21 protein-coding genes and 1 pseudogene are annotated in these 26758 nt (G+C 58.3%); 18 read left to right on the forward strand and 4 right to left on the reverse strand.

All coding sequences use genetic code 11. The annotated features are described in order from the left end of the window. The first annotated feature begins 503 nt into the window (after positions 1–503). The 4 genes from DQG19_RS05195 (at position 504) to DQG19_RS05210 (ending at position 4578) form a co-directional block, all read left to right on the forward strand. Positions 504–1193: a transposase gene (locus DQG19_RS05195; protein ID WP_116125122.1), complete on the forward strand. Its 690-nt coding sequence runs from the start codon at positions 504–506 to the stop codon at positions 1191–1193. A 493-nt stretch (positions 1194–1686) separates the two neighbouring features. After that, positions 1687–3405: a GH39 family glycosyl hydrolase gene (locus tag DQG19_RS05200; RefSeq protein WP_232826441.1), complete on the forward strand. Its 1719-nt coding sequence runs from the start codon at positions 1687–1689 to the stop codon at positions 3403–3405. A 121-nt stretch (positions 3406–3526) separates the two neighbouring features. After that, a complete protein-coding gene (locus DQG19_RS05205) occupies positions 3527–4111 on the forward strand; it encodes a right-handed parallel beta-helix repeat-containing protein (protein WP_157974331.1) in 585 nt (194 codons plus the stop codon). A gap of 53 nt (positions 4112–4164) precedes the next feature. Continuing rightward, positions 4165–4578 (forward strand): hypothetical protein, encoded by a 414-nt coding sequence (locus DQG19_RS05210; protein WP_116125125.1) that lies wholly within the window; start codon positions 4165–4167, stop codon positions 4576–4578. A gap of 244 nt (positions 4579–4822) precedes the next feature. Here the strand turns inward: DQG19_RS05210 and DQG19_RS05215 are convergent, their stop codons facing one another. Both DQG19_RS05215 and DQG19_RS05220 read right to left on the reverse strand, forming a co-directional pair. Then, positions 4823–6355 carry a hypothetical protein gene (locus tag DQG19_RS05215; protein WP_116125126.1) on the reverse strand — a complete coding sequence of 511 codons (1533 nt, stop codon included), beginning with the start codon at positions 6353–6355 and terminating at the stop codon, positions 4823–4825. A gap of 22 nt (positions 6356–6377) precedes the next feature. Then, on the reverse strand, positions 6378–7583 hold the full coding sequence (locus tag DQG19_RS05220; RefSeq protein WP_157974332.1) for a carboxypeptidase-like regulatory domain-containing protein: 1206 nt from the start codon (positions 7581–7583) through the stop codon (positions 6378–6380). Positions 7584–7863: 280 nt separating this feature from the next. On the opposite strand from DQG19_RS05220, the gene DQG19_RS20785 reads away from it, so the two are divergent. The 3 genes from DQG19_RS20785 (at position 7864) to DQG19_RS05230 (ending at position 9404) form a co-directional block, all read left to right on the forward strand. Continuing rightward, entirely contained in the window at positions 7864–8151 is a 288-nt protein-coding gene (locus tag DQG19_RS20785; RefSeq protein WP_157974333.1) for a hypothetical protein, read from the forward strand. A gap of 51 nt (positions 8152–8202) precedes the next feature. Next, a complete protein-coding gene (locus tag DQG19_RS05225) occupies positions 8203–8517 on the forward strand; it encodes a hypothetical protein (RefSeq protein ID WP_116125128.1) in 315 nt (104 codons plus the stop codon). Between the two features lie 68 nt (positions 8518–8585). Then, positions 8586–9404, forward strand: a complete 819-nt coding sequence (locus DQG19_RS05230) for a hypothetical protein (protein WP_116125129.1) — start codon at positions 8586–8588, stop codon at positions 9402–9404. A gap of 170 nt (positions 9405–9574) precedes the next feature. Here DQG19_RS05230 and DQG19_RS05235 read toward each other — a convergent pair whose 3' ends face one another. Beyond that, positions 9575–9742: a DUF1328 domain-containing protein gene (locus DQG19_RS05235; RefSeq protein ID WP_116125130.1), complete on the reverse strand. Its 168-nt coding sequence runs from the start codon at positions 9740–9742 to the stop codon at positions 9575–9577. Between the two features lie 483 nt (positions 9743–10225). Here DQG19_RS05235 and katG point away from each other — a divergent pair, with 483 nt between their 5' ends. From katG to DQG19_RS05255, 4 genes are all read left to right on the forward strand, one after another. Beyond that, positions 10226–12523, forward strand: a complete 2298-nt coding sequence (gene katG, locus DQG19_RS05240) for a catalase/peroxidase HPI (protein ID WP_116125131.1) — start codon at positions 10226–10228, stop codon at positions 12521–12523. 254 nt (positions 12524–12777) lie between these two features. Further along, on the forward strand, positions 12778–13680 hold the full coding sequence (locus tag DQG19_RS05245) for a hypothetical protein (protein WP_116125132.1): 903 nt from the start codon (positions 12778–12780) through the stop codon (positions 13678–13680). 3 nt (positions 13681–13683) lie between these two features. Further along, on the forward strand, positions 13684–14496 hold the full coding sequence (locus tag DQG19_RS05250; protein WP_116125133.1) for a nitrilase-related carbon-nitrogen hydrolase: 813 nt from the start codon (positions 13684–13686) through the stop codon (positions 14494–14496). Between the two features lie 50 nt (positions 14497–14546). Continuing rightward, a complete protein-coding gene (locus DQG19_RS05255; RefSeq protein ID WP_116125134.1) occupies positions 14547–15266 on the forward strand; it encodes an outer membrane beta-barrel protein in 720 nt (239 codons plus the stop codon). Between the two features lie 273 nt (positions 15267–15539). Here the strand turns inward: DQG19_RS05255 and DQG19_RS20790 are convergent, their stop codons facing one another. Then, a complete protein-coding gene (locus tag DQG19_RS20790) occupies positions 15540–15722 on the reverse strand; it encodes a hypothetical protein (protein WP_157974334.1) in 183 nt (60 codons plus the stop codon). Between the two features lie 382 nt (positions 15723–16104). Here DQG19_RS20790 and DQG19_RS05265 point away from each other — a divergent pair, with 382 nt between their 5' ends. From DQG19_RS05265 to DQG19_RS05295, 7 genes and pseudogenes are all read left to right on the forward strand, one after another. Then, complete coding sequence (locus DQG19_RS05265; RefSeq protein WP_116125136.1) at positions 16105–17013, forward strand: ABC transporter substrate-binding protein; 909 nt, start codon at positions 16105–16107, stop codon at positions 17011–17013. Between the two features lie 59 nt (positions 17014–17072). Further along, a complete protein-coding gene (locus DQG19_RS05270; RefSeq protein WP_198661654.1) occupies positions 17073–19727 on the forward strand; it encodes a HEAT repeat domain-containing protein in 2655 nt (884 codons plus the stop codon). 152 nt (positions 19728–19879) lie between these two features. Further along, positions 19880–20830, forward strand: a complete 951-nt coding sequence (locus tag DQG19_RS05275; RefSeq protein ID WP_116125137.1) for a family 43 glycosylhydrolase — start codon at positions 19880–19882, stop codon at positions 20828–20830. Between the two features lie 241 nt (positions 20831–21071). Continuing rightward, positions 21072–22281 (forward strand): annotated as a pseudogene (locus DQG19_RS05280) (IS256 family transposase). A gap of 285 nt (positions 22282–22566) precedes the next feature. Next, positions 22567–22926, forward strand: a complete 360-nt coding sequence (locus tag DQG19_RS05285; RefSeq protein ID WP_116125138.1) for a hypothetical protein — start codon at positions 22567–22569, stop codon at positions 22924–22926. Next, positions 22904–24514, forward strand: a complete 1611-nt coding sequence (locus DQG19_RS05290) for a caspase domain-containing protein (protein WP_116125139.1) — start codon at positions 22904–22906, stop codon at positions 24512–24514. Before DQG19_RS05285 ends, DQG19_RS05290 begins: the two co-directional genes overlap by 23 nt. Positions 24515–25309: 795 nt before the next feature. Beyond that, positions 25310–26215: a hypothetical protein gene (locus DQG19_RS05295; protein WP_157974335.1), complete on the forward strand. Its 906-nt coding sequence runs from the start codon at positions 25310–25312 to the stop codon at positions 26213–26215. The last annotated feature ends 543 nt before the right edge of the window (positions 26216–26758 follow it).

Below are 26758 nucleotides of genomic sequence, written 5' to 3' on the forward strand. Positions count from 1 at the left end.
CCTCCGGTCCGATCAAAATGATGCGCCGAAATAGAAAGTACGACAGGCTGCCGATCACGTAACAATCGGGACGGAGGCCCTCATCCCGGCGCCAATCACGGGCTGAGGACCTCCGGTCCGATCGGATTGATGCACTGAGGTCAAAAGTCGACAGGCTGCCGCTCGTGTAACAATCGGGCCGGAGGCCCTCATCCCACTAACAACCACGGGCTGAGCCCCCCCGGTCCGATCAGAATAATGCGTTGAGAAAGAAAGTCGACAGGCTGCCGCTCGCGTAACAATCGGGCCGGAGGCCCTCATCCCGGTGCCAACCACGGGCTGAGGACCTCCGGTCCGATTTGAATGGTCCACCGAGAAAGGGAATGTGACAGCCCGCCGATCACGTGACCATCGGGCCGGAGGCCCTCATCCCGGCGGCGACCATGGGCTGAGGACCTCCGGTCCGATCAGATTGATGCAGAACGGAATTTAACAAAAAAAACAATTTGTTTTATAATTGTGGTATGGCTTCCAAAATTCCGCACGATCACCTTACGCACGCCGCCTTTCACCTCACCTATCGCCTCTTCGGCAGCGTACCCCGTCACCACCTTACGATACTCTCCGATCGCCGCAAGCGGCAGTTGGCTCGGCTGGAAGCCGAGGCACTGGACCTTCCGCCGCGACTACGCGAAGAACACCTTAAGGCCGGCGGGTGGGCTATCCAAGCCGATTATGAATACGCGATGGAAAAGGCCCTGCATGGCACCAGTAACGGGCCCTTTCTCCTGCAACGACCGTTGCTGGCTGAGCAGGTAATCAACGCTTGGCTTTACCTGCACAAGCGGAAAGAAATCTCTTTGTGGGCGGTGTGCGTCATGAGTAACCATGTCCACGTAGTGCTTTCCCTGGGGGAAGGCTTGGCCCCTGTTCCAATGGGTAGGATCGTCCGGCGTCACAAAAATTTCACCAGCCGGACCGCCAACAACTTGCTGGGCACTACTGGTCATCCGTTTTGGGCCGAAGGGTATTTCGACCGACGAATCAGGCAGGGAAAGTTTCTGCGGGTGATGTGGTACGTGCTAAACAACCCGGTAAAAGTTAAGCTGGTACCGCAATGGTCCGATTGGCCCAATACCTGGGTCCACCCTGAACTCGCCAGTATGTTCACCGGCGTGTTGACGCCAGCTGCAGAGGAGGGCAACTTGGGCTGACGGTGGTGCAGGTTTGGGCTACGGTCTTCCCCCGTCAATCAGGTGCGCTATAGGTAGCGATTAATGTAAAGGAGCTTCTGCCTCGGAAGTGCGAAATGCTATGCCGCTTGCTACGCTCGCGTAGGTGTCGGGCCGGAGGCCCTCAACCCGGGGGCGGGATCGAACCGGTGCAGTAACACCGTAAACCACGGGTTGAGGACCTCTGGTCCGACCGAGGAAATGGGGCAGTGGAACAATGATGGGTTGCCGCTCGCCGCCCGCCCACTAGCATCGGGCCGGAGGCCCTCAACCCGGGGGCGGGATCGAACCGGTGCAGTAGCACCGCAAACCACGGTTTGATGACCTCTGGTCCGATTGAGATGATGGTGTAACGAAGAAAATGACAGCTGCCCTGGCGTGGGCGTCGGGCCGGAGGCCCTCAACCCGGGGGCAACCCAAAGCTCGACTACCCCTAACTTACCCGACAATCGCTCCTCCCAAAACTACGTCGATCGTGAAACCCCTCCACTTTTGTCTCTTCCTGCTGGCCCTGCACCTGCGCCCCGCCGCCCTGCCGGCCCAATCGCCGCTCACCGATACTGTGGCCATCAACGTGGACCTGGACCAGGAACTCGGGCCCCTTGATCCCATCTGGGCGTGGTGGGGCTACGACGAGCCAAACTACTCCTACATGAAGGATGGCCGCAAATTGCTCACCGAGATCGCGCAGCTCAGTCCGGTGCCGGTGTACGTGCGCGCCCACAGCCTGCTCGTGACCGGCGAGGGCACCTACGGCCTGAAGTGGGGCAGCACCAACGCCTACACCGAGGACGCGGACGGCAACCCCGTCTACGACTGGACTCTGGTAGACAGCATCTTCGATACCTACGTGGACCGCGGCATGAAGCCCTTCGCCCAGATCGGTTTCATGCCGGAGGCGCTCTCGAGCAAGCCCGATCCCTACCGCCACTACTGGAAGCCCGGCGCAGAATACGACGAGATCTTCACCGGCTGGGCCTACCCGCCGAACGACTACGAAAAGTGGGCGGAACTCGTGTACCAGTGGGTGACCCACTGCGTGGAGCGCTACGGAAAAGAAGAGGTAGAAAGCTGGTACTGGGAGGTCTGGAACGAACCCAACATCGGCTACTGGCGCGGCACCACCGAGGAGTACATCAAGCTGTACGACTACAGCGCCGACGCCGTGAAACGCGCCCTGCCTACCGCCCGCGTCGGCGGGCCGGAGACCACGGGGCCGGGCTGGGACAAGGCCGCCGAGTTTCTACGTACCTTTTTGGACCACACCATCTCGGGCACCAACTACGCCACCGGGGAAACGGGCTCTCCGCTCGACTTCATCTCGTTCCACGCGAAGGGCAGCCCCAAGGTGGTGGAGGGACCGAACGGCGACATGGTACAGATGAATATGGGCGCCCAGCTCAACGACATCGACAAGGGCTTCGAAATCGTGGCCTCCTACCCCACCCTGAAGGAACTGCCGATCATCATCGGCGAGTCGGACCCGGAGGGCTGCGCCGCCTGCTCCGAGGCCGACTACCCCCACAACGCCTACCGCAACGGGACCATGTACGCGGCCTACACCGCCGCCTCCTTCGCCCGTAAGCACGACCTGGCGGCCCACCACGGCGTCAATCTGCTGGGGGCGGTGACCTGGGGCTTCGAGTTCGAGGAGCAGGCCTGGTACGCCGGCTTCCGCGACATGGCCACCAACGGCGTGGATAAGCCGGTACTGAACACCTTCCGCATGTTCGGGATGATGGCCCATACCCGCGTGGCGGTGGAGCAGGATGCCCTGGCCTACGACGCCCGCGCAATCGTGGAGGGCAGCGTACGGGGCGCCCGGGACGACGTCAACGCCCTGGCCAGTACGGGCAACGGCACGACTACCGTGCTGGTGTGGAACTACCACGACGACGACAACCTGGCCGTCCCGGCTACGCCGGTGCGGGTGGAGGTCGGCGGCTTCGGGGAGGACGGTCCCACGTTGCTCACCCACTACCGGGTGGATCAGGAACACAGCAACTCCTATACCCTGTTCAAGGAGATGGGCAAACCACAGCCGCCCAGCGAAGCACAGACCGCGGAACTGGAGGCGGCCGGGCAACTGGACCTGTACGGATCCCCGCAGTGGGTGGAGGTCGTTGACGGCCGGGCCACGGTGGAGCTGGTACTCCCGCGACATGGGATCTCGCTGCTGAAACTGGACCAGTGATCGTACGGTAGGCCGGGGGGATTCGACCGTGGATGGCGCGGATCTCCACCCAAATACTTCGGCCATGCAAGGTGGAGTAATTTGGCCCTTACTGTTTTCGTTCCGCTACTAAACCGTCTTCGTGCGACTTTGCTTGCTCACTTTACCGCTGCTGCTGATCCTCTCCCGGTGTAGCCGGGAGCTAATCGGCCAGTCCGTACAACCGGGTATAATCGAGGGGCAAACCTTTCGCACTACCCTGCTCATTGACGGCCACGACTACGACGGGACCATCCTGCGCAACTGCCGCTTTGAAAACATTAGCGGTGACGGACTGCAGATTCGCGACGTTGATAATCTCCGCATTGAGGACTGCGAATTTACCACGATTACGGGCGATGCTATCCGCTTCAGGAACAGCGGATCCTCCGACGGGACGCGGATCACTTACAACGTGATTCACGATATCGGGGAGAACGGCATCCTGGCACCGGAGCACCACACCAATGCGGTGATTCGGAAAAACCGGATCTACGACGTAGCCACCGACCCCACCGCAAGCCGGTTCGGGAAGCCCCACCACGGCATCTATTGGCAGGGCCCCAACGTGACGATAGCGGAGAACGTGATCTACCACGTCCGGAATAACGGTGGTAATGACATCAGTATCCGCACCTACGGCACCATCGCCCGGAATCGCCTCTCCCGCGCCGCGGACCACGCATAAGCTACTATTCCGATCACCCCGGGCACGGGGAGAGCCTGCTGATCGAGAACAATATGATCTTCGACAACGGCAAGCGGGGTATCAACCTGACGAGCGACGGTACGCCGGCCAACCACATCGGTGCGGCGCGGATCCGCTTCAATACCATCGTAAGCCACGATCGATCGCCCGTCGCCGTCGACGACCGGCTGCGGGGGCTTGCGGCCGCGTGGCTTGGCAACGTGGCGATACGGACCGACGGGGGGACCAACTACGTCTACACCACCCTGCCCTACGCCGCCGCCGGCAACGTGATCGGCGGGGGGGACATCGGCTTCGTGGACTTTGCCGGCCGGGATTTGCGCATCACGGCATCCTCCGCGGCCACCGGAGCGGCTACGGGCATCGAGGATTTCCCAACGGTAGATTTCGAAGGTGACCCGCGGGACGGCCAGCAACTGGATGCCGGAGCCGATGAACTGGAGTAACCGGCGACGCCGGCCGCCACGATTTACGACCACACCTATGGAAGCAGTCATTCAAGTTCTGATCTACCTGCACGCCTTCCTGGGGGGGCTGGGCCTGCTGACCGGCGCCGTCAGCATCGTAGCCCGCAAGGGCGGGAGGTGGCATACCCGGGCGGGCCGCGTGTTCTCCCGGAGCATGATTGGCAGTGCGTTGCTGTCGCTGGTTATCGCCCGGATGCCGGGTCACGAGAATCTCTTCCTGTTCCTAATCGGCGTATTCACGGTCTACCTGGTACTGGCAGGTAACCGCGCCCTTACCCTTCGCTACCCCCGCAAGGAGGTGGCCGACCGGGTAGACAAGGGGATCTCCGGTACCATGTTCCTGATTTCCGCCCGCACGCCCGCCAGCCAGTACGTAGGCCGCCGCGGCGGTCACGCAGGCCTTGGGGCTCAACCAGCCCGCTACGCCTGCGGCGACCGGAATTTCTAGGCGCTCGGCCAGGCTGTCCCCGTCTCGGTAGGTGGCCCACCCCCCGTCGCCGTCCTGAAATTCCGTCCACCTGGATACGAAAGAAGGGTCTACCGCCCGCCGCGCGGTGGTGAGTGCACCATAGAGAAACGTGCAGGAATCTCCGTCGCGCTGAATGCTCTGGTTGTAGGTACCACGTTCGGGAGCCCCTTGTAGTTCATGGAGCAGGCGGTCCAGCGCTGCGGATGTCACCCCACTTTCTACCAGTTGCAGAGCCACGTATCCCGTTACCCAACCGGTGCCCTCCCCGGCCGTGGTCATAAAGTCTGTCCAGCCGCCGGGGTGGTCGTTCAACCCTTCCAGCAGGAAACGGGTAGCGACCGTTTCGGCACACTCCGCTTCGTACTGGCTGTCCAGTACTAGCCCCTTGATTCTCGGAAGGTCCGCCCGGCGGCATAGCGCTTCGGTCTTCCGGAGTAAGAGGTCGATTTCGAACGCCTGGCCGGTACAGTCCTTTATCTCCCGGCGAATAAAGTCGGCCAGCTCGTGCAGGCCCAGGGTCACCGTCCGGGAGAGGGCATCCTCGTACCGGTGGATGGCAGCATCGATCATACGGTGGGCGATGCCACTGGTATACAAGACGCTGTGCCATTCGGCGGGCGTCACCTCCTGGAGTAATCCTTCCTGCTGGAGGTAGATACGTACCCAATCCTGCGCCTGGGTCCACTGGCCGGCGGCCAGATCCTTACCGAAGTCCCCGAGGTCGTCCCGGTACTGAAAAGCCAGGTGGATGTCGCGGATGCATTCCAGGAGGGGAAGCGAGGGCTCCCGCCGATCGTCCAGGCAGTCGAGGGCGTGGATGGTGGCGTAACAGAGCGCGGACTTACCTTCCGCCAGCTCCAGGAACAAGGCATCGGTGAAGCCCGGCCGGATCTGGGAGATTCTTTTCTCCTGCGCTCCGGCGCGATAAAATTGTTGCTTGCAGTCGCCGAACCGGGTCCAGAAGGGGGAATTGGGCGGAAAGCTCCTGCCCAGGTTACTGACTGCCTGTTCGAAGTAGGTGAGCCGCTTGAGGAGCATCCGCTTCTCTTCCTCGTGCAGTTCTTTTTCGTCCATCACCGTATCCACGCTCAAGTAGAACTGGAAGTAGAGGTAACCCACTCCGGCGATGGTGGCCAGCGATTCTCTGGAGAGCCGCGAGTAAGCGGGGGCGAAGAAGTCGACCAGGCGAACGTAAAACTGTTGGCGGTTCAGGGTTTCGGCGGGGAAGTCCGTCCGCTGCATACCCGTCCGGTTCGCACACGTGAAGTAGGCGTCGAAGTAGCTCATCGGTCAGCGTTTGGGAAGGGACCTACTTGGTTTCGTCGAAGTAGTTACCGAAGTAGTCGGCCCGGTTGAAATTGTCGATCACCGCCTGCTCTACCGGGGTAGCGGCCACGACGGGGTGGCGGTCCCACCACTTGGCTCGGTATTTTTTGCGGGAGACTTCCTTGAGGTCCGCAAAATTCAGGCCCGCCACGGCATCCACAGTGCCGCTCATGGTTTTGGGCGAAAAATTCAGGAAGAGTGATTTGACCTCCACCGCGTAAGTGGCTCCGTCGGCATGGTAAGGGAAGGTGGTCTGCGTGGTCATGGACTGGATGAGCGCGTCGCCCGCGTTGGCCGTACGGAAGCGGATGGACGCCGTCAGGCCCGCAGGGCCGAACACCCCCCGTTGGGGTTGGCTGATGTTCAGGTGGGTCAGGGTGTAGTCGGCCTGCAACAGCGTAGCCGTTTTCTTGAAGATGTAGAGTCGGGCACCAATCACTCCGTCGGCGCTTTCGTCGGTGGGGAAGGCATCGATCAGGATCACCTCTCCGCTTTCCTTCTGAATGCGACCGGCGATGCGATAGTCGTAGAGCCGGTAGGTGGCCGGGTTGAGCGGAATGGTAAATTTCGCCGGATCGTAGGCGTCGTTATGCACCTTCCACCCGCGGGTGAAGTACGACTGGTTTTCGAAGAGCAAGCGGTCTGGAATCGGGTTTACGGCGTAGCGGCCGGTCTTCACTTTCCAGTCGGCGATGCCCTGATTAGAGTACTTGAGGTCGACGAAGTATTCGAAGAGTTCGGAATACTCCTCGTTCATCCGTGTAGTCTGGCGATAAAAGCCCTCGCCCCGGTAGAAGCGGTCCGCCCGGCCGGCGAGCCTGGCGTAAGCGGCTTCAACGAGTTTGAGCGCCTCGGTGCCGTCGACGACCACCTCCGGAAGTTCGTGTACTTCGGCGGCGAGGCGGAGATCGGACCTGCCTTCGCCGACCGTGGTTTCCAGGGTGCGATACATGATGTGATCAACCCGGATCGCGGGCGATACCACCGGTGAGGTCAGGACGTAATCGCCCTCTGCGCTGGTCACCGTACCGCCGTAGGTGCAGCGGCCGCAGTACACCGTAGCGTAGGCGATGCCCTCGCCAGTTGCCGTATCGGTAATTTTACCAGCGATGACGTTGGTGCTGTCTTTGCCCGTATCCTGCCCAAAGGCCAGGAGGGGGAACGCAAGCAGAAAAAGCAGGTGTTTCAAACCGGAAGATTCAATGGGTAAACGTTGGTGGTGTGCTTCTACCGTTAAAGATGCCGTCAAACGTGCAGCGGGTCAATGACAGTTTTTCCCGTTTTGACCCGCGCCAAACTACCGGGTTTGTTCCTCGTACGTCTGTTATCGATTGAACATCAAATCATTAGGCTGGTAAAAGCCGGTGTTGTACGTATCTTCCCTACGTATTTGTAGTGCTTTCCCTTATTCCGCCGCCCCTTTAGGGCCCGGATTCACCGCCTTCAACCCATTGGATAGTCAAGCGCCCATGAAAGAATTAGTAATACTACAGCGGGCCCTTTACCGAGATAACCTTCCCCTGGATACGCGCAACAAACTGAATCAGCGTGCACTCCAGCTGGCGGAGTACCTCCGCACCGCTAAGGATCCCACCGACGAAGGCGCTGCCCAAACCCTGGGCGTCGACCGCACGGGGACCCACTACCGAAAGATCCGACAACGGCTAAAGAACGGCCTCATCAATGGGCTGATGGTGGCCACTGCACAACCGCGTGGAGAGGGTCGGCCAGCGGAACAGCAACGGGCGGAAGCTTAGAAGTATTACTACCTGGCCATCTCGCCCCGATTGCAGCATTATTCCGGGCTAGTGGATCAATACCTCCGCGAGGCCATCAAGCAGGCTGAGCAGGCTCACCTACCGCAAGTCGTCATGCTTGCGGCCCGAATCCTTCGGCGGCGCAGTACGGAACCGGCAGCATCGGGTAGCGACTACGCGTATTATACCAAGGTCTACCGGCAAGCCAAATCCCTTTACCTGGCTATAACCAATATGCAAGACAAGCTTTGGGAGGTAAAAAGAATGCGCATCGACGAACCAGACAAACAATGCTTACTTGCCTATATCGACGATGCACTCGAAAATGTGCCGACTGCGGCGGACCCGGACTCGAGGGGCACCTGACGTACACCGCCGCCTACTTACGCGCCGTACGCTGCAACACCCAGGGGGCATACGCCAAGACTCTGCAGTTGGCCGAGCGCCTGGCAAAATTACCGCCACCAGTAACCCAGAGCGCAACCGATGCCTACACGGACTTCCTCGGGCAAGCCGCCGTGGCGCACCTTCACCTACATCACTTCCGGGAAGTAGAAAAAGTGGCGAACGCAATGGAGGCGCTGATGCTGGGCAACCCCACTACTCGTGACCAGGTCCGGCAACTGCGCATCTTCAACGAATTTCACGCCCAACGCTATACGGAGGCCGGTAAACTTCTTGCGGAAATCCCCGAATCGGAACTCCTGGCCCTCCCCCCCCGGGCACGGGAACGCCACGATATTTTTCGTGGCTACCTGCAGCTGCTGAGCCGGTTGGTAAGCCCGGCGCCGGCACCGGACACCGGCGCTCCGGCCTTTCGGATGGCTAAGTTCCTGAATACCTTTACCGAGGCAAACAAGGACAAGGCACACCTGAACGTACACCTCATCATCATCTCCCTAGTGGACGCCTACCTGGGTTCAAGCGGAGGGCATGCATTAAGCCCGGAAGCCATTGAGCGGTACGTCTATCGGTACCTCAGGGAAGACGATAGCCAGCGAACCAAATTATTTCTCAAGGCGCTGCTTAATTTGTATCGTCAGGGACCGGAAAGCGGATCGTCAGGCGACAAATACTTTCGGGAGTTGCGGTTACTGCCCGTGAATACCTTCCGCTTTCCGGATACGGAAATCATCCCCTACGAAAGACTATGGAAGCTGTTGCCCCCCGCCCTGCATTGGATTGATCAAAGGAGTGTAGTCCATCCAAGTACCGTGCCCCCACTCCCTACAGGTGTGCAACGCTGCCTTTAACAGCGTAATTCGAGGTCTGGGCCTTGTTTTCAGGTGCGCGAGCCAAACCTGATAGTACCGTACCATCGCACCAAACCAGTCGTTGGCGGGGGGGGTATCCGGGTTGTTAATTTTTACTTGCCCGGAACCAGTAGCTAACCCGGTGCGGCCGGGGAAAGAATAGTATCCTACTAGGTAGTCTTGCGGAAGAAGTGGCTCACCAGGCTGATCACCAGCAGGACCAGGAAGATGTAGAAAAGGATCTTGGCAATCTCAGCGAAGGCCACGGCGATGCCGGCGAACCCGAGGAAAGCCATAACCAGCGTAAGGACGAGAAAGATGATGGCGTAGCGTAGCATGGTGATTGTGTTTGGGACTACAACACGACCCGCCGGCCGATGTTGGGGCCACGTGTGTGGCAGTCCTCGCCGTCTACCGGCCGGTGAGCGGGTGCCCGGCCGGCCCGTATGAAAGTAGTATTCACCGGGCATACGTTAGCAATCGAAGATGTCCTATCACGAGCTGTAAATGATTGAGGGCAATACTATTACACATGTCGGATTTTTGCAAAAACTTTAGACCTAACAGGGTATTGCCCAAACCCACCGGGAGTGTACCCGATTTAGGGCACATCCATACATATTATTAACTGGCTATGTAACGCGAAGGCCATCATGGTAAAGAAACTTCCCGCCCCGCTTTGCACCCCAGCCGGAGCCATCGTAGCCGCCGGCCGCTGTCGTTCACTATTCTAGGATTCGGTAGGCGCGAGAAAATACCGAATAGTGACAACCCACCACCGGCCTTTTGGCTTTCACTAACCCACTCCAAAAAGACGCTATATGCAGACCTTAGCAAATCCAGACAACCTCACCCAGTGCCCCTTCCGCGGCAACCGCGTAGGCGGAGCCATGGGTACCGCTCCACAAACTAACGACTGGTGGCCGAACCGCCTCCAGGTCGAGCTGCTCCACCAGGACCTCCCCCAGGCCAACCCCCTCAGCGACGAAGATTATAAAAAGGCCTTTCTGAGCCTGGACTTTCAGCAGCTCAAGGCCGACATCAAGGAGATGCTGACCACCTCCCAGGAGTGGTGGCCCGCCGACTACGGCAACTACGGCCCGCAGGTGATCCGTACCGCCTGGCACTCGGCCGGTACCTACCGCATCGCCGATGGCCGCGGGGGCGCCGCCCAGGCCATGCAGCGCTTCGCGCCCATCAACAGCTGGTGGGACAACGGCAACACCGACAAGACGCGCCGCCTGCTGTGGCCCATCAAGCAGAAGTACGGCGCCTCCCTCAGCTGGGCGGACCTCATCATCCTGGCGGGCAACTGCTCGCTGGAGATCATGGGCTTCCCCACCTTCGGCTACGGCGGCGGTCGCCGCGACGCCTGGGAACCCGACATGAGCACCTACTGGGGTCCGGAATTCTGGATGGGTAAACCCTACGATGAGAACATGGCCGGACAGACCCGCCCCGGCCACCCCGAAGAAATGGTCAACCGCGGGCTGCGCTGGATGGGCACCGTGAAGGAAGAGGTCCACGACCTCGAGGCCCCGCTTGCGGCCACCCACCAGTCGCTGATCTACGTGAACCCCGAAGGACCGGGAGGAAATATGGACCCGTTGGATTCGGCCCGCGATATCCGCGAATCCTTCAAGCGCATGGCCATGAACGACGAGGAAACCGTCGCGCTGGTCGCCGGTGGCCACGCCTTCGGCAAGAGCCACGGTATGGTCGACTCCGATAAGATCGGTGCCGCCCCCGAGGGTGCGCCCATCCAGGCCCAGGGCTTTGGCTGGCATAACCCCGTCGGCAACGGCAACGGTAAGGATACCATGACCAACGGCATCGAAGGCTCCTGGACGCCCAACCCGACGCAGTGGGACAACACCTACCTCCAGAATCTGCTGCGCTTCGAGTGGAAGCAGGTGAAGAGCCCCTCCGGTGCCGGACAGTGGACGCCCGTCGACCCCGACGCCCCCAAGACGCCCGACGCCCACATCGACGGTCAGATGAATGACCTGATGATGATGACCTCGGACATCGCCCTCAAGAAGGACCCCGCCTACCGAGAGATCTGTGAAAAGTTCCTCAACGACTTCGACTACTTCACCGACGCCTTCTCCCGCGCCTGGTACAAGCTCGTGCACCGCGATATGGGACCTAAGGACCGCTACCTCGGCCCCGAAGTAGCGGAAGAGGACCTCATGTGGCAAGACCCCGTACCGAAGCGCGACCACGAAGTGATCAACGACGCGCAAATCGCCGACCTCAAAAAGCGTATCCTCGACAGCGGCCTCAGCGTCTCCGCGCTGGTGAACGCCGCCTGGTCGGCCGCCGCCATCTACCGCGACACCGACAAGCGCGGCGGTGCCAACGGCGCCCGGATCGCCCTGGAGCCCCAGAATAACTGGGAGCTCAACCGCCCCGAGGAACTGAATCGCGTGCTCAGCAGCCTGCGCAACATCTGCAACAACTTCAATAACGCACAGTCCGGTAACGTACGCACCAGCCTGGCCGACCTGGTCGTCCTCGGCGGCTGCGCCGCCGTGGAGCAGGCCGCCCGCGACGCCGGCGTCGACATTGAAGTGCCCTTCACTCCCGGTCGCATGGACACCACCGCCGAACTTACCGACGTGGAGAGCTTCGAGTGGCTGAAGCCCGTTTCCGACGGCTTCAAGAACTACCACAACGACAAGGTGGGCTACCGCGTGCAGCCCGAGCGGATCTTCCTCGACCGCGCCCAACTGCTTACCCTGACCGCCCCCGAATGGGTGGCCATCACCGGTGGACTGCGGGTGCTCGACCAGAACTTCGACCACTCCAAGCACGGGCTGTTTACCGACCGGCCCGGACAATTGACCAACGACTTCTTCCGCGTACTCACCAGTATGGACTACAAGTGGGAACCCACCGACGAGAAGGAGATGATCTTCAATATCGTCGACCGCAAGAGCGGCGAGACGAAGTACACCGCCACCCGCTGCGACCTCATCTTCGGCTCGAACGTGCAACTGCGCAACATCGCCGAGGTGTACGCCGCCAACGACGGCCACGAGCGCCTGGTGCGCGACTTCGTGAAGGTGTGGGACAAGGTCATGATGCTCGACCGCTACGACGTCAAAGACAACTAGCCCCCATTTCCGGGAGCAGGTTTACCGTACGGGGGCCGGCGCGAAGACTCGCGTCGGCCCCCGCTACATCGGGCCGGGAGCCCGGGGAAACAAGAAACTTCTGTATTTTTGTGCTTTGGAAAGTTTTGCGGGTCGCAGGTGATTGTTTAGCTGCCCCCGCCTGGCCACCCGGTGGGCTTCCATTGGCATACGGCACAGCGTTTACACCCTTAGACATCCTCACACACTGCTTTACACACACTAATTCGGCCTTTATGAACAAGATAACCCTGGTCCTCAACGCCGGGAGGAGCGGTAGCACCTATCTGGAACACCTGTTGCGCACCAGCTTTGCCCGGGACTGCTACATCGCCCACGAGGACATCCCCGTACAGGTTTCCAAGCCCAAGCTGTACAACCGGGCCTATACGGCGGAACGGCGGGAAGAGGTTCTGGCCGACAAGTCCCTGCGTGCCGTGCTGTCCCGCTGGGAGGCGGAACTCAAGAAGCACCCCGTAATTGAAACCGGCTGGACGTCCTACCACCTCTGCCCGGTACTGCTGGAGATTTTCGGCGAACAGTTACAGATCATCGTGATGCACCGCGACCCGGTAAGTTTCGCGTTCTCCCGCGCCAACATGGGCAACTACCACCCCCATACCTTTTACGATAGCGCCCACGAGGTATCGCCCTTCGATGCCTTCAGCATCGCCCCCCAGAAACGCGGCCAGTGGGCCGAGATGAATCACTTCGAGCGCTGCATGTACTGGTGGTGGGTCATCTACCAGGAGGGCCTGGAGTTCCTGGAGAAGCACCCCGAGGTGCCCCACAAGATCGTCAAGTCCAAAGAAATCTTTTCCCTGGAACGCCTCGACGAGGTGCTCGCCTTCATGCAACTCGACCCCGCCAAGCTCAAGACCACCGAGGTGGAGCAGAACCCGCTGGCCCAGTTCATGCGGGAAACCTTCCCCGTAGGCGAGGAATGGCGGAACTACGAGAAGCACCCGGACATCCTCGCCTTTGCCGAAGAACTCGGAGGCTACCGCCACTCTACTCCCCAGCTCGAAAAGACGGCCCAGAAGTACAAGTTGCCCGATGGCCTCGGCCCCCTGGTACGGAACCGCATCCACTACTGGAAACTGAAGGCACAGGTGCGCCGCCTGCTGAAGCCCCAGTAGCCGATGCGGATCGCCACCTGCCAGTTTGATGCTGACCTGGGGCAGGTCCCGGCCAACCTGCGCCGGGTAGCCGACCGCCTGGCCGCCCTGCGTCCCGGGGAAACAGACGTTCTGGTCTTTCCCGAAATGTGCGATACCGGTTACGGGATGGCCGCCATCGTGGAGCACGCCGTCGCCTGGGAAGCCAACCACCTCGACCGTATACGGACCCTGGCCCGCGAGCTGCGTACGGCCGTAGTGATCGGAGTGAGCGAACGCGTGGGTGAGGTAATCTACAACACCACCGCAATCATCGGTACGGACGGCTCACTACGCTATGCCTACCGCAAGACCCACCTCGTGTCCATCCGGCCCATGGAAGAGCACCTCCACCTTACGCCGGGCGATGCGTTGGGCTACTTCGGGCTGTCGGGCCTGCGGGCCGGGGTAATGACCTGTTACGAGCTGCGCTTCCCGGAGGTGGCACGGACCCTCACGCTGCGGGGCATACAGGTGCTTTTCGTACCCGCCGCCTGGCCCCTGAGCCGCGTGGATCACCTGACCACCCTGCTCCGGGCCCGCGCCATCGAGAACCAGATTTTCGTGGTCTCTTCCTGCCGGGTCGGTACGGACGCGGGCACGCAATTCTCGGGGCACAGCCTCATCATCGACCCCACCGGGCGGGTTCTGGCCGAAGGTTCCGCCACCGGGGAAGACCTGCTGCAGGCCGACATCGACCTGGCCGACATCGATCGCGCCCGCGCCCACATCGGGGCACTCGGCGAGCGGCGGCCCGAGCTGTACAGCTCGGACCGCAAAGGCCCGGTAGAACTCTAGCTTGAGGTGCACCTTAGTAACGAGATCTGTTGTCTCAATAAACAATCCTCATGCGTGGAGCGGTCCCGTTTGCTCTCATACTCGCAGTGTCGGGGATTGGAGCTCAATCGGGTTCATCGGTAGAACTATCCGGTGAATTACTGTCCAGTTTTCCCACCCTCGATTGTAATGGAGGCGAACTTGACGAGTACAACTTCTTCCTTTACCGGGAGGATCAGGACATTCCCGATTTGAACTGGAACCTTAGTTTAGCCTACAATCAGCGGCTGGGAAAGTCTTACGTAGTACGGGCCGGCATTCAGTTGGCCAGTTTGGGTTATCGCCAAAAGACGCGGACCGACGTGTATTGGAACTCCGAATTTGCTACTGGGGTGTTGATCCCTAATCCCGGCCTACCCCACGAATACACGCCGCGGGTAAACCACCATTTCTTGGAAATTCCTATCGGCCTACGAAGAGAGTTCGGTACCGGCCGATGGCAACCCTTCGTCGCGGCGGACCTGCTACCAGGTTTGTATCTTATCACCCGTTACCGGACTACGGGGGACGAGGAAATTGTCATCCGCCGCGAAGACAACTGCCCCGAGCGATTCAATGCTTACAGTCTTTCCGGACAGCTGTCCGTGGGCATTAACTACCGCCTCGGAGAAGAATGGCAGTTGTTTGGCCAACCTACCTTTCGATACCAGATCGTTCCGATGCAGCATGAAACGCTGAAAGAACGGCTGTACGCCGGCGGTATGCGATTCGGTATCCGAAGAATGATTTAGGGCGGAGGACTGATCTTTGGTCAATTTTATTGGTCGCCCGGTACTATCCGCCACCGGGTGAGAGCGTGGCGTATCAACCCAAACATGCTAGGATTCTACACGTCCGCATTGACCCGGTTACGATGGGTATGGGGATGCCCCGCCATAAACATCCGCAGTCGACCCATTTCTTGGAGGTTACCCGGCACGTTATATGACGCCCCTGACCTTGGCCCCAGACTGGACCCCGATCATTCATCACGTCGGATTCTTTGTCGCCCAGCACCACGGCTTCTACCGAACGAGGACCTGGAAGTAAAACGCGTCGATCCGGACGGGAGTATCCTGCCGCGGGGGTCGGAAGAGGAAGAGGATTTGCTGCGGGCGGACGTCGACCTGGAAGCCATCGACCGCTCCCGGGCGTGGATCGGGGCGCTTTACGAGCCGTCGGCGGGGCCGCAGGTGCTTCGGGAGCATGGCACAAAAAAGGCCCGGGTGGGTAACCCGGGCCAAAAACCTATCGAAGATGATTATTCTTAAGTTCAATTCTTGGTCACCGGCGCAGCTACGGTCCGGTGAATACTGGAATAACGCACGATAGGTCAAATCTCTCTCATCTCTCTAAACCTTAAGAAACTGTGCCCGCGGTTGCGACGAACCGGGTAACCGCGTTGTGACAGCAATAAAGCGCACCGGACTACCAAAAGCGTACTAAAGCGTACCGCTTTGTTCTGAAACATATGTATTTTGTTCTAAAGCCAGGGGTGCCTTACTCTTCCGGACAGCCCGGCACCCGCGCGCCGCCGCCCCAAACATCGCCCGCCGCCCGCCGTTCTTCCGACGAACCCAAACCGACACGATGACGCCCCTGACCCTTGCCCTCGACTGGACCCCGAACATTAACCACATCGGCTTCTACGTAGCCATGGCGCAGGGCTACTACCGCGACCACGATCTCGAGGTGACGCTGGCCGACCCCGCCGCCGACGGCTACGCCACCACCCCGGCCAAGCGCGTGGAACTCGGCCGGGCCGACCTGGCGCTGTGCCCGATGGAGAGCGTCATCAGCTACCGCACCAAGGCCGAGCCCTTCCCCCTGCTGGCGATCGCTGCCCTGCTGCAGGAGGACCTGAGCGCCATCGCCGTACGCGCGGACAGCGACATCCGGTCGCCGCGCGACCTGGCGGGGCGCTCCTACGCCTCCTACCGGGCGCGCTACGAAGACGCGATCGTGCAGGAGATGATCCGCGCCGATGGCGGCGACGGCGACCTGCAACCGGCCTACCCGGAGAAGCTCGGCATCTGGGAGACGCTGGTCAACGGCACCCACGACGCCACCTGGATCTTCCAGAACTGGGAGGGCGTGGCCGCCGAAGGGCAGGGGGTGGAGCTGCGCACCTTCGCGCTCCGGGACTCCGCCATCCCCTACGGCTACTCGCCCGTGATCGCGGCCGGGCAGCCCGCAGTGGAGCGCGACCGGGACACCTACGTAGCCTTCCTGGAGGCCACCAAACGGGGGTACCTCTTCACGGAGGAAAACCCCGGCGAGGCGCTGTCGCTGCTGGAACCGGCGATCCCGGCCGCGGACCGCAACATCAACCTCAAGCAGGCCCTCAACCGCACCCGCCCCTACCTGGGCGACCCCGATACCTGGGGCCGGATGGACGCCGACCGGGTCAACGCCTTCCTGGACTGGATCACCGCGCGCGGCCTGGAACCCCGCCGGCTGCGGGCGGACGAAGTGTATACGAACGCCCTGCTGCGGTAGCCGTGCGGCACGCGGGTAATTTATTACCTTGGTCATTCTTGTCAACCTGACATTTCCCGATGACCCGCACCCGTTTTTTCCGCTTCCACCCTACCCTTTTGTTGCTCCTGGCCCTCCTTTCCGCCTGCGGCGGTGGGGCCGACCCGGCAGGCGCGGACCTGGAGGCCCTGGATGCCTACTTCACGCCCGCGGACAGCACGGGCACCGAGGGTACCGGGCTGGTGATGGATACGATCGCCGGTCCGGAGCTCGTGCCCAGTCCCGCCTGCCTGGCCGCGCTGCCGACGGGCGAGGTATTCGTGGGCGTAGACAAGATGGGCTCCCTCGGCAAGGAGCCGGGGGCGGGCAGCATCGTGCGGCTGGTGGACGCCGACCAAGACGGCACCTACGAGTCGCACACGGAATTCGCCGCCGTGGACAACCCCCGGGGCATCATGCCGGTGGGCGATAAGGTGTACGTGCTGCACACCCGCTTCGAGGAGGGGGCCGAGGTGGCCAGCACCATGGACCTGGTCGTATTCGAGGACGCCGACGGCGACGGCGTGGCCGACGGACCCTCCGAGCCCCTCATCGAGAACATCAGCTCCCCCGCCCCGCTGCAGGACCGCGGCACCGACCACGCCACCAACGGCATCCGCATGGGCATCGACGGCTGGATCTACGTGGCCGTCGGCGACTTCGGCTTCCACAACGCCACCGACCGCGACGGCACGCAACTGACGATGCTGGGCGGCGGCATCGTGCGGGTGCGGCCCGACGGCACCGGAATGGAGGTGTACACACACGGTACCCGCAACATCTACGACGTGGCTATCGACCCCTTCATGAACGTCTATACCCGCGGCAACACCAACGACGGCGGCGGCTGGAACGTCCGCTTCATCCACCACCTGCAGAGCGGCGAGCTGGGCTACCCCACCCTGTTCAAGCACTTCACCGACGAGATCATTCCCGCCCTGGTCGACGTGGGCGGCGGCTCCGGCGTCGGCAGCTACTTCATGGACGACGACCGCTGGCCCGCCCGCTACAATCACGTGCCGATGATGGCCGACTGGGGCCGCAACCAGCTCTACATCCACCGCGTCGAGCGCGACGGGCCCACCTTCACGCAGGCGGAGGAGGAATTCATCGCCCTGCCCCAGATCACCGACGTGGACCTCGACGGCTCCGGCCGCATGTTCCTCGCCGCCTGGGACGGCGCCGGCTACCGGGGCAGTCCGGACCGGGGCTTCGTCGTGCGGGTGGTGCCCGAGGGCTGGTCGTACGCACCGTTCCCCGACCTGACCGAAGCCACCGTGGCGGAGCTCGGCGAGCTGCTCGCGGCCCCCAACGCGGTGGCCCGCTTCCACGCCTCCCAGGAACTGCTGACGCGCCCCGCCGCGGAGGCCGCCGCGGCGGCCTGGACCGTAGCGAACGACCCGGCCCGGCCCCTGGAAGCCCGCGTGGCCGGGGTGTACACCTACGCCCAGCTCAGCTGCGCGGACGGCGTGGAGAAACTGACCGAACTGAGCCGCGAGGCCCGCATGCGCGAGTTCGCCCTCCGGGCTCTGGCCGACCGGAAGGAATGCCTGGAGGCGGTGCCGCTCGCGCCCTTCCTGCAGGCCGTGAACGACCCCAATCCGCGGGTACGGGCGGCCGCCGTCGTGGCCCTGGGCCGGATCGGCGACCCCGCCGCCGCGGAGACGCTCCTCACCGTAGAGGTACCCGCCTCGGCCGAAGCCCCGGAGGGTGACGAAGAAGGTCCCCACGCCACCCCCAATGCGGAGATCGTGCTGCCCCACCTGGCCGTGCGCGCCCTGGTGGCGCTGGAGGCGGTCGGTCCGGCCGTGGACGCCATCGCCACCAACCCCGACCTGGCCCTCTGGACGCTGCGCTACCTGCACGACGTCGAGGCCGTGGAGGGCCTCATCGCCGCCTACGAAACCACCGACGACCGCGCCGTGCAGGACGGGATCCTGGCCACCCTGGCCCGCCTCTACCACACCGAAGCGCCCTACGCCGGCGACTGGTGGTGGAGCACCCGCCCCGATACCCACGGCCCCTACTACAAGGCCGTCGACTGGCGGGGTAGCGGGCGGATCCGCGACTTCCTGCTGGAGGCAGCCGGAAGCGACGATGGGCGGCGCGGCGCCCTGTTTGCCCGGCTGAACGAACGGAACCGCCTGGACCTGCCCCAACTCGGCACGGTGGAGGAGCAGCAGCTCGCCGAAAACAGCGACGTGGACCTCGCCGCCATCACCCAGGGGACGGGCGAGGTGGGCAAGGCCTCCATCGAGGACGTCATCCTGGCCATGGCCGAGCACGCGGGCGACCCCGCCCGGGGCAAGGAACTCTTCACCGAGCAGGGCTGCATCGCCTGCCACGCCGTGGACAAGGGCGACGCCATGAAGGGCCCCTTCATGGGCCAGATCGGCTCCATCATGACCCGCGACCAGATCACCGAATCCATCCTCAAGCCGAACGCCTCCATCTCCCAGGGCTTCTCCTCCTACCTCATCGAAACGGGCGACAACGCCTACGTCGGCTTCGTCACCGCCGAGTCGGCCGAGGCCCTGACCCTCCGCGACATCGGCGGAAAGAGCACGACCCTCCAGAAGCAATCCATCACCAACCGCGAGGAACTGCCCACCTCCATGATGCCGGAGGGGCTGGTCAACGCGCTGAGTATGGAAGAACTGGCCTCCCTGGTTACCTTCCTGGAGGCCCAGAAGTGAGGGAGGGGAGGTCGCAAAGGTTAACCGCAGAGGCACCGAGTACCGCTGAGGTGCGCAAAGCAGGTGCATCATTTCCTCCGCGAACCTTCGCGTCCCTCCGTTCCTCCGCGGTAAACCTCCTTTACCTCAACTTTCCTCCTATTCTCCTTGCTATGCGCTACCTCCTCCTACTCCTCCTTTCCCTCCCCCTCACCGCCCAGCGCACCTCCTTCACCCCCGGCGGCCAGTGGCTCGATACCGACGGCAACCACATCGACGCCCACGGCGGCAACATCATCTACGTCGACAGCCTGGAGACCTACTACTGGTACGGGGAGCACTACGCCCAACCCCGCGGCGCGGCCTGCTACTCCAGCCAGGACCTCTACAACTGGACCTTCGAGGGCGTGGTGATCGAGAAGGGCGACATCGAGGTCTTCGAGCGGCCCAAGGTGATCTACGACCAGGCCAACGACCGCTACGTGATGTGGTTCCACTACGACGGCGACCGCTACTCCATCGCCGAGCTGGGCGTGGCGGTGAGCGACTCCCCCACCGGCCCCTTCGAGCTGGTGGACCACTACCGCCCCAACGGCCACGAATCCCGCGACATCGGTCTCTACTTCGAGCCCGATACCAGGCGGGCCTACATCGGCTACGCGGCCGACCACGTCAACCGCACCGTCCGCATGGTGGAGCTCTCGGAGGACTACCTCAGCGTCACCGAGAACGACGTCGACATCGAGGCCCACTGCGAGGGCCCCGGCATCCTGAAGCGGAACGGCACCTTCTACCTCCTCACCAGCCAGTGCTCCGGCTGGACGCCCAACCCCGCCACCTACTACACCGCCACCGACAGCGTCATGGGCCCCTACACCGAGCGTGGCCACCCCTTCGTCGGCGACGCCGGCAACAACAGCTTCAACTCCCAGCCCTGCTTCATCTTCAAGATCCCCGGCTACCGCAATGCCTACCTTTACATGGGCGACCGCTGGAACGGCCGCGGCCGCACGGAGTCGGAGTACGTCTGGCTGCCCATCACGATCACCGAGGACGGCGAGATGGAGCTGCACTGGCTTGCGGAGTGGGATTTGAGTTTGTTTACGCCGGCGCGGGGGCGATAGCTAGGCGGCGGGGACGCGGGTGCAGGGGGGGCCGTGAGTCCCGTGAGTCTGGGTGCGGGGGCTCGTAGCTGGCGTGTTACGTTGTTGTCGATTGCGTGATTGCAAATTTCCGGGCGCACAATCACGTCAACCGGCGCTATCATATCACCATACGTGGAGCCAGGTGAGGGGGTGTTGGAGACCGTTGCAAAAAGTGTGTCACGATAAGAACCAATACTTTTCGTAACACAACTACAAGCAAATGGAAAACCAAGAGTTTGACGTGGAAGCCTTCCGCGAGGAAGCGATTAAGAAACTGCAGGCTGGTGAAGGGCTGCTGGGTGAGAACGGAGCGTTCACGCCCTTACTAAAGTCCTTTCTGGAGCAGGCACTGGAAGGGGAACTCGACGCCCACATTGCCGAAGAAGACGGACCAAATCGGAAAAACGGGCGCGGTAAGAAGCGGGTACGTACTTCGCTGGGCGAGGTAGAGATCTCTACACCCCGGGACCGGAATGGCAGCTTCCAGCCCAAAGTCATTGGCAAGCGCCAGAAGCACCTGCCCAAGGACCTGGAAAGACAAATCATGACGCTCTACGCTCGCGGCAGTTCGCTGGGGGACATCCGCGACTGGCTCGAAGAGATGTACGGAGTCGAAGTATCCCCGGCAACGATCTCGCGGGTGACGGACAAGATCATTCCGCTGCTGGAGGAGTGGCGTAAGGCCTCTGGAAAGTGTTTATCCCTTCGTTTTCATGGATGCCATTCACTACAAAGTCCGCGAGGAAGGCCGCGTAATCACCAAAGCAGTTTACGGGATCATTGCGGTCAATCAGGAAGGCTACCGGGACGTGCTGGGGCTCTACATCGGGCAGAACGAGTCCGCTAAGTTCTGGATGCAGGTGCTTACGGACTTGCAAAGCAGAGGCTTGGAGGACATCCTGATCGCTTCGGTGGACAACTTGACGGGCTTTGTAGATGCCATCCAAGCCATCTATCCCCAGACCGACGTCCAGCTCTGCGTGGTGCATCAAATCCGCAACTCGAAGAAGTATCTGGCCTACACGGATACGAAAGAGTTCATGTCGGACCTCAAGACGATCTACACGGCCACCACCCGCGACAAGGCCGAGCACGCGCTCAATCGTCTCGAACAGAAGTGGGGTAAGCAGTATCCCAAAATCATCGCCTCCTGGCGTCGCAACTGGGACAATCTGACCCTGATGTTCAACTATAGTCCGCTGATCCGCAAGGTCATCTACACCACGAACGCCATAGAGGCCTTCCACCGGCAGCTAAGGCGGGTGACCAAGACCAAGGGCTCCTTCACCTCCGATACGGCGCTGATGAAGCTGCTCTACCTCGTCCAGCGCGACGTCACCGCCAAGTGGCAGAAGCCGATGCACAACTGGAACCGGATCCTGTCCCAACTGGCCATTCTCTACGATGACCGATTGCGCCTGGACCTCTGAGCCGGCGGCGCAAGCTTTCCCGGCCCTGGCTTTAAAGCCAGGGCCGGGAAAGCTTGCCTACTCTCTTCATCTCCTAATCTTTAATCTTAGAAATAACTATTGACACACTTTATGCAATACTCCCGGCGCTCTGGCCGCACCCCACACTTTTCGGGCTTGAGTTCGTAATTTAGGAGGTATGGCTGTGCATACCCGGTTTTTACGGGATGCTGTTCTCGGCGTAGGTGTAATTCGTATGGATTTGTGTTGCACGTAAACACTATATTAGAGTCAAACACTCAAAGAATGGTAATCAAGGTAGATCGATTAACAGAGGCTGATAGTGAAGAAGCCGCCAAGGCCCTCGCATATTTGCTTGATTCTATATCTTCTCTCAACGGAACTCAAATCGAGCAAAAGGGTCAAATTGAAGAGGGCAAGAGAGGTGGATTTTTAGATACCAACACATATCAGGTAGTGGTAAGGCTGCTTGAATTTGGAGTTTTGAGTGCCGTGTACACTGCCATAAAAGATTGCATCAATATATACCGTGGAATTTCAATCACTCTAAAATTCCCAGACGGAAGCGAAATGAATATGCAAAATCTTAGTAAAAGAGAAGCATATAAAATTATGAAAAAACATGTCGAAAAAGATGGGCAATAGAGTAGCTTTTATTGTTGGGAATTCATCCTACAAAAATAGCACCAAGCTTCCACTCATTCGATATGCCGAGAATGATGCGAGAGCCGTATATAAAGCACTCTGTACCGGCAATGGCTTGTTTGACGACACGCATTCAGAGATGTTAATAAATATAAATAAAGTAGAGTTTGAAAATAAAATTCAATCCTTTATTAGGAAAAGGTCATTCAATGATTTTGTTTTGTTCTATTTTGCCGGCCATGGCCTAGTAGTCAAAGGCAACAGGTACTACATTGCTATGGTTGACACTTTGCATGGTGAAAACTTAATAACAACGACAGCCATCAATATAGAAGGTATAATTCCATATTTGGACGAAGTAGGCATCGATAAATATGTCTTTATTTTGGATAGTTGTAGATCTGGGCTGGCCATGGAGGTAGGAGGAATAAGGAACAGAAATATACGGGAGAAGCATCACCTTGAATTTGATGAAAAAGCATCGGGAAAGATTATTATATCCGCTTCAGAAGGATATGAGGATGCGATTGAAACCGACAAGTTAAAACATGGTGTATTTACGTATTATTTTCTTCGTGCTTTTCAGGAAGAGGGAGTAGTGAAGAATTCTTCGAAGTTCATCGATCTTAGAAGCGTGTATCAATACATATACATTAATATGAGGCAATCAAAACTGAATGTGGTCCAGACTCCAGTTTATAGCAGTCAGTATGAAAAGGGACAATTATACATTGCCCGAAATATTTATTTTACTAAAGATACAGTCTTTAACCAAAAGAAAAACAATGAAAGAATTAATAATTTTGAATGGAGCGACACATCACTCATTGACGTCCAATTAGGGGTATTCAGCAGTATTAGAAAACGCATCATCCTTTTCCGTTTATTCAGCGTGCGAACTTACAACTTCATTCTGCTCACAGCACTTACAATTGTGTGGGTTTACGTTGTCTACGTGCAGTTGGGATACTCTACTCTACTAGACGTTATCGGATTTTCATCATTCGTTTTACAATTTTTAAGTTCTATAACAATATTTGTTGTATTGTTTGTCAAAGCTTTGAAGAGTAAGCAAGGTAGCATCTCTAGGTGCTTGAATTTTATACTTAACGTAAACGGTAATTTAGCTCGACTCCTCAAAGAACTAGTAGGTCGAATTGACACTTTATTGTTCCAGATAATTAAAGTCAAGAAAGGATTAATTGATCAGCGATGCAAAACAATCTCTAATAAAAATTACAATGACAGTGATTCTAAAATAAGAAGCATTGAATCATATATAGAAATATTAAACGACAAAAAGCTGACCTTATCAAATAGTAATTCAGTAATAATGGATATTGAAAAACAGATGGAGGACTGCGTAATTATATTTCAAAATGAGCATAACAAACCAAACACTATAATTCTTAAGCGACTTGTGATAGAAATGATTTATATCGAAGTATATTTGTATCGGTTGCAATCATGTAGCAGCAATGAGCTGATTGCAGGAGTGGAAAGTATCGTCAACAGACTCAACCAAATCAATAGGAATATGAGCAAACTGTCCCTGGTAGGACCAGCGGCAAAGCACAGCCACTCGTGAATAATTTTGGTCGTGACGTTGCTTCAGAATAGAAACCGATAATAATCACCACCCTAAATGTTTGATGTTAAATACGCCCGTCGGTTTAGCCCCCGCCCCCGACCCCGTTAAACAGTATAAGCGGAGTGGGATTTGAGTTTGTTTATACCGGCACGGGGGCTGTAAATAGGCGGCGGGGACCCGCGTGCAGGGCGGGGCCCTAAGTCCAGTGAGCCTGGGTGCAGAAACTCGTAGCTGACGTGTTAAGCCGTTGTTGATTGCGTGATTGCAACTTTCCGGGCGCGCAATCACGTCAACCGGTGCAATCACGTCACCACAGGTGGAGCCTGGTGGGGGGAGTTAGGCCTTACTGGCTATCTTAGTGACCGTTCACGTTAGTAGCTGCGCTGGTGTAGTGTTGCTCAAGGCCATTAAGTTAAGAATTGGACTTTAGGACGCTGAGGTTATAGTCGAACGAGCTGAACTGGCTTTGTGCAAGCCTGACTGGCGACCTCTAGCTTCTGGCGCAGACGCTCATCGCTTAACTTAATGGCGTTGTGGTGTTGCTATGTGCAATGTGTTATTGTGGTTGATAGGCGACAGACCGCCTGTGAGGGCGGTCCGGGACATACGCTCAAATTGGTTTCAAACTAAATGGTTAGAGGTGACAAGCAGTAAATTTTGGGTAGGGGTGAATTACAACAAATTTCACTTGATTGCAGAGAAACAATCTTCATATTTCAACAAATTATTTGCATGATTTGCTTGGATAAAAAAACTGTTTTGTATTTTTGATGGTAGATAAAATTAACAAATATGATTGCCTTTATCTTTCGATTATTATTACTAAGTGTATTTGTAGCTGCAAGTTGCACAACAAAAGTCGGTAGTAGGAAGACTTCATCTATAGATGGTGTGACGACGGTAAAAACCAACGAGAGAATCATTCCATGCAATCCTCCTGATAAAAGATATTCAAAAGATGTAACGAGGGCCGTCAAAACTCAACTTACTAGTATGCCTAATCTACCAGATATTGAATTTGAAACGGAAACTAAGAAAAACGTTATAGCATTATCTGATTACTCCTCAAAAGGTTTGGACATAGACCTTCTCTTATACCGTTTTTGTGAAATTACTACCAATAGAGGTTTTTCACCAGAGCAAACTAAAGAGTTTTACCAAGAGCAGTCAAGGATTTGGTTCATGGCTTTGGATGATAAACAAGAAGCTCTTAGCTCAATTCAAAAAAGTCAGGAGGTCATAATCAAGCAAAATTTAGAAGTGCAAAACGAACTTCAGAGATTGAAGGAAATGTTTGATAATAAGTATCGTAAAGAAGGGCTTGAGATATCTAAAAGGCTATCAGAAAAATACAATGCTGGTCATGTCATATTTGGAATTATTGATGGGAAATTTTATTATCCTCCCATTAATCAAGTTGAGAATTATGATTTTGTCATTAACTACGACAATATACAGATTACCGAAAGCCCCACGAGTGACTTAGCCTATCGCGTTGTGGGGATGGTAGTATCAGTAAACTCGACAGAGCGAAATGTAGATTTAAGTTTAGGCTTAAATTTCGATATTCCGAAGTCTCCTTCTGAATATTCACGGAAGCTTATGACAATCGCTCCCGAACTCCCTGTGCCGTATTTTGAGATGATAGATGGAGACTCGACTATACCTATTTATGCAATTGGATGGAGGTTAGAATGATTCGCTTTATACTGAAATAGTAAGTACAATCGGGGAGTATTGCATAAAGTGTGTCACGGCATGTTCTAGCGGGAGTAGTTTTTGGTCAAGCCCCCGTAGAAAGTCCGGGGGGGGGGGCTTGGGCAAAAAATACGCTGACGGCCGCGCTCACAGGTCCAGACGCAATCGGTCACCGTAGAGGATGGCCAGCTGAGCCGGGATGCCGTTCCAGTTGCGCATTGGCTTTTGCCACTTCGCGGTGACGTCGCGCTGTAACAGGTAGAGCAGCTTAGTTAGCTTCGCTACTGCCTGCGGCGGTCATCAGCGCCGTGTCGGAAGTAAACGACCCCTTGGTCTTGGTTACCCGCCGCAGCTGGCGATGGAAGGCCTCAATGGCGTTCGTCGTGTGGATCACTTTGCGGATCAGTGGGGTGCAGTTGTAGACTTCCCCTAGGCCGCGACCACGGAATAGTAGAATTTCTGGTTTTCGAGTTCGTAGATTTCCGGGCTGATGTGGCCAAGATTTTCGTGTGGTCGGATGAGGTTGTAGGTTTGACTCCAGGC

Source organism: Lewinella sp. IMCC34183 (assembly GCF_003390915.1).
Lineage (GTDB): Bacteria > Bacteroidota > Bacteroidia > Chitinophagales > Saprospiraceae > Neolewinella.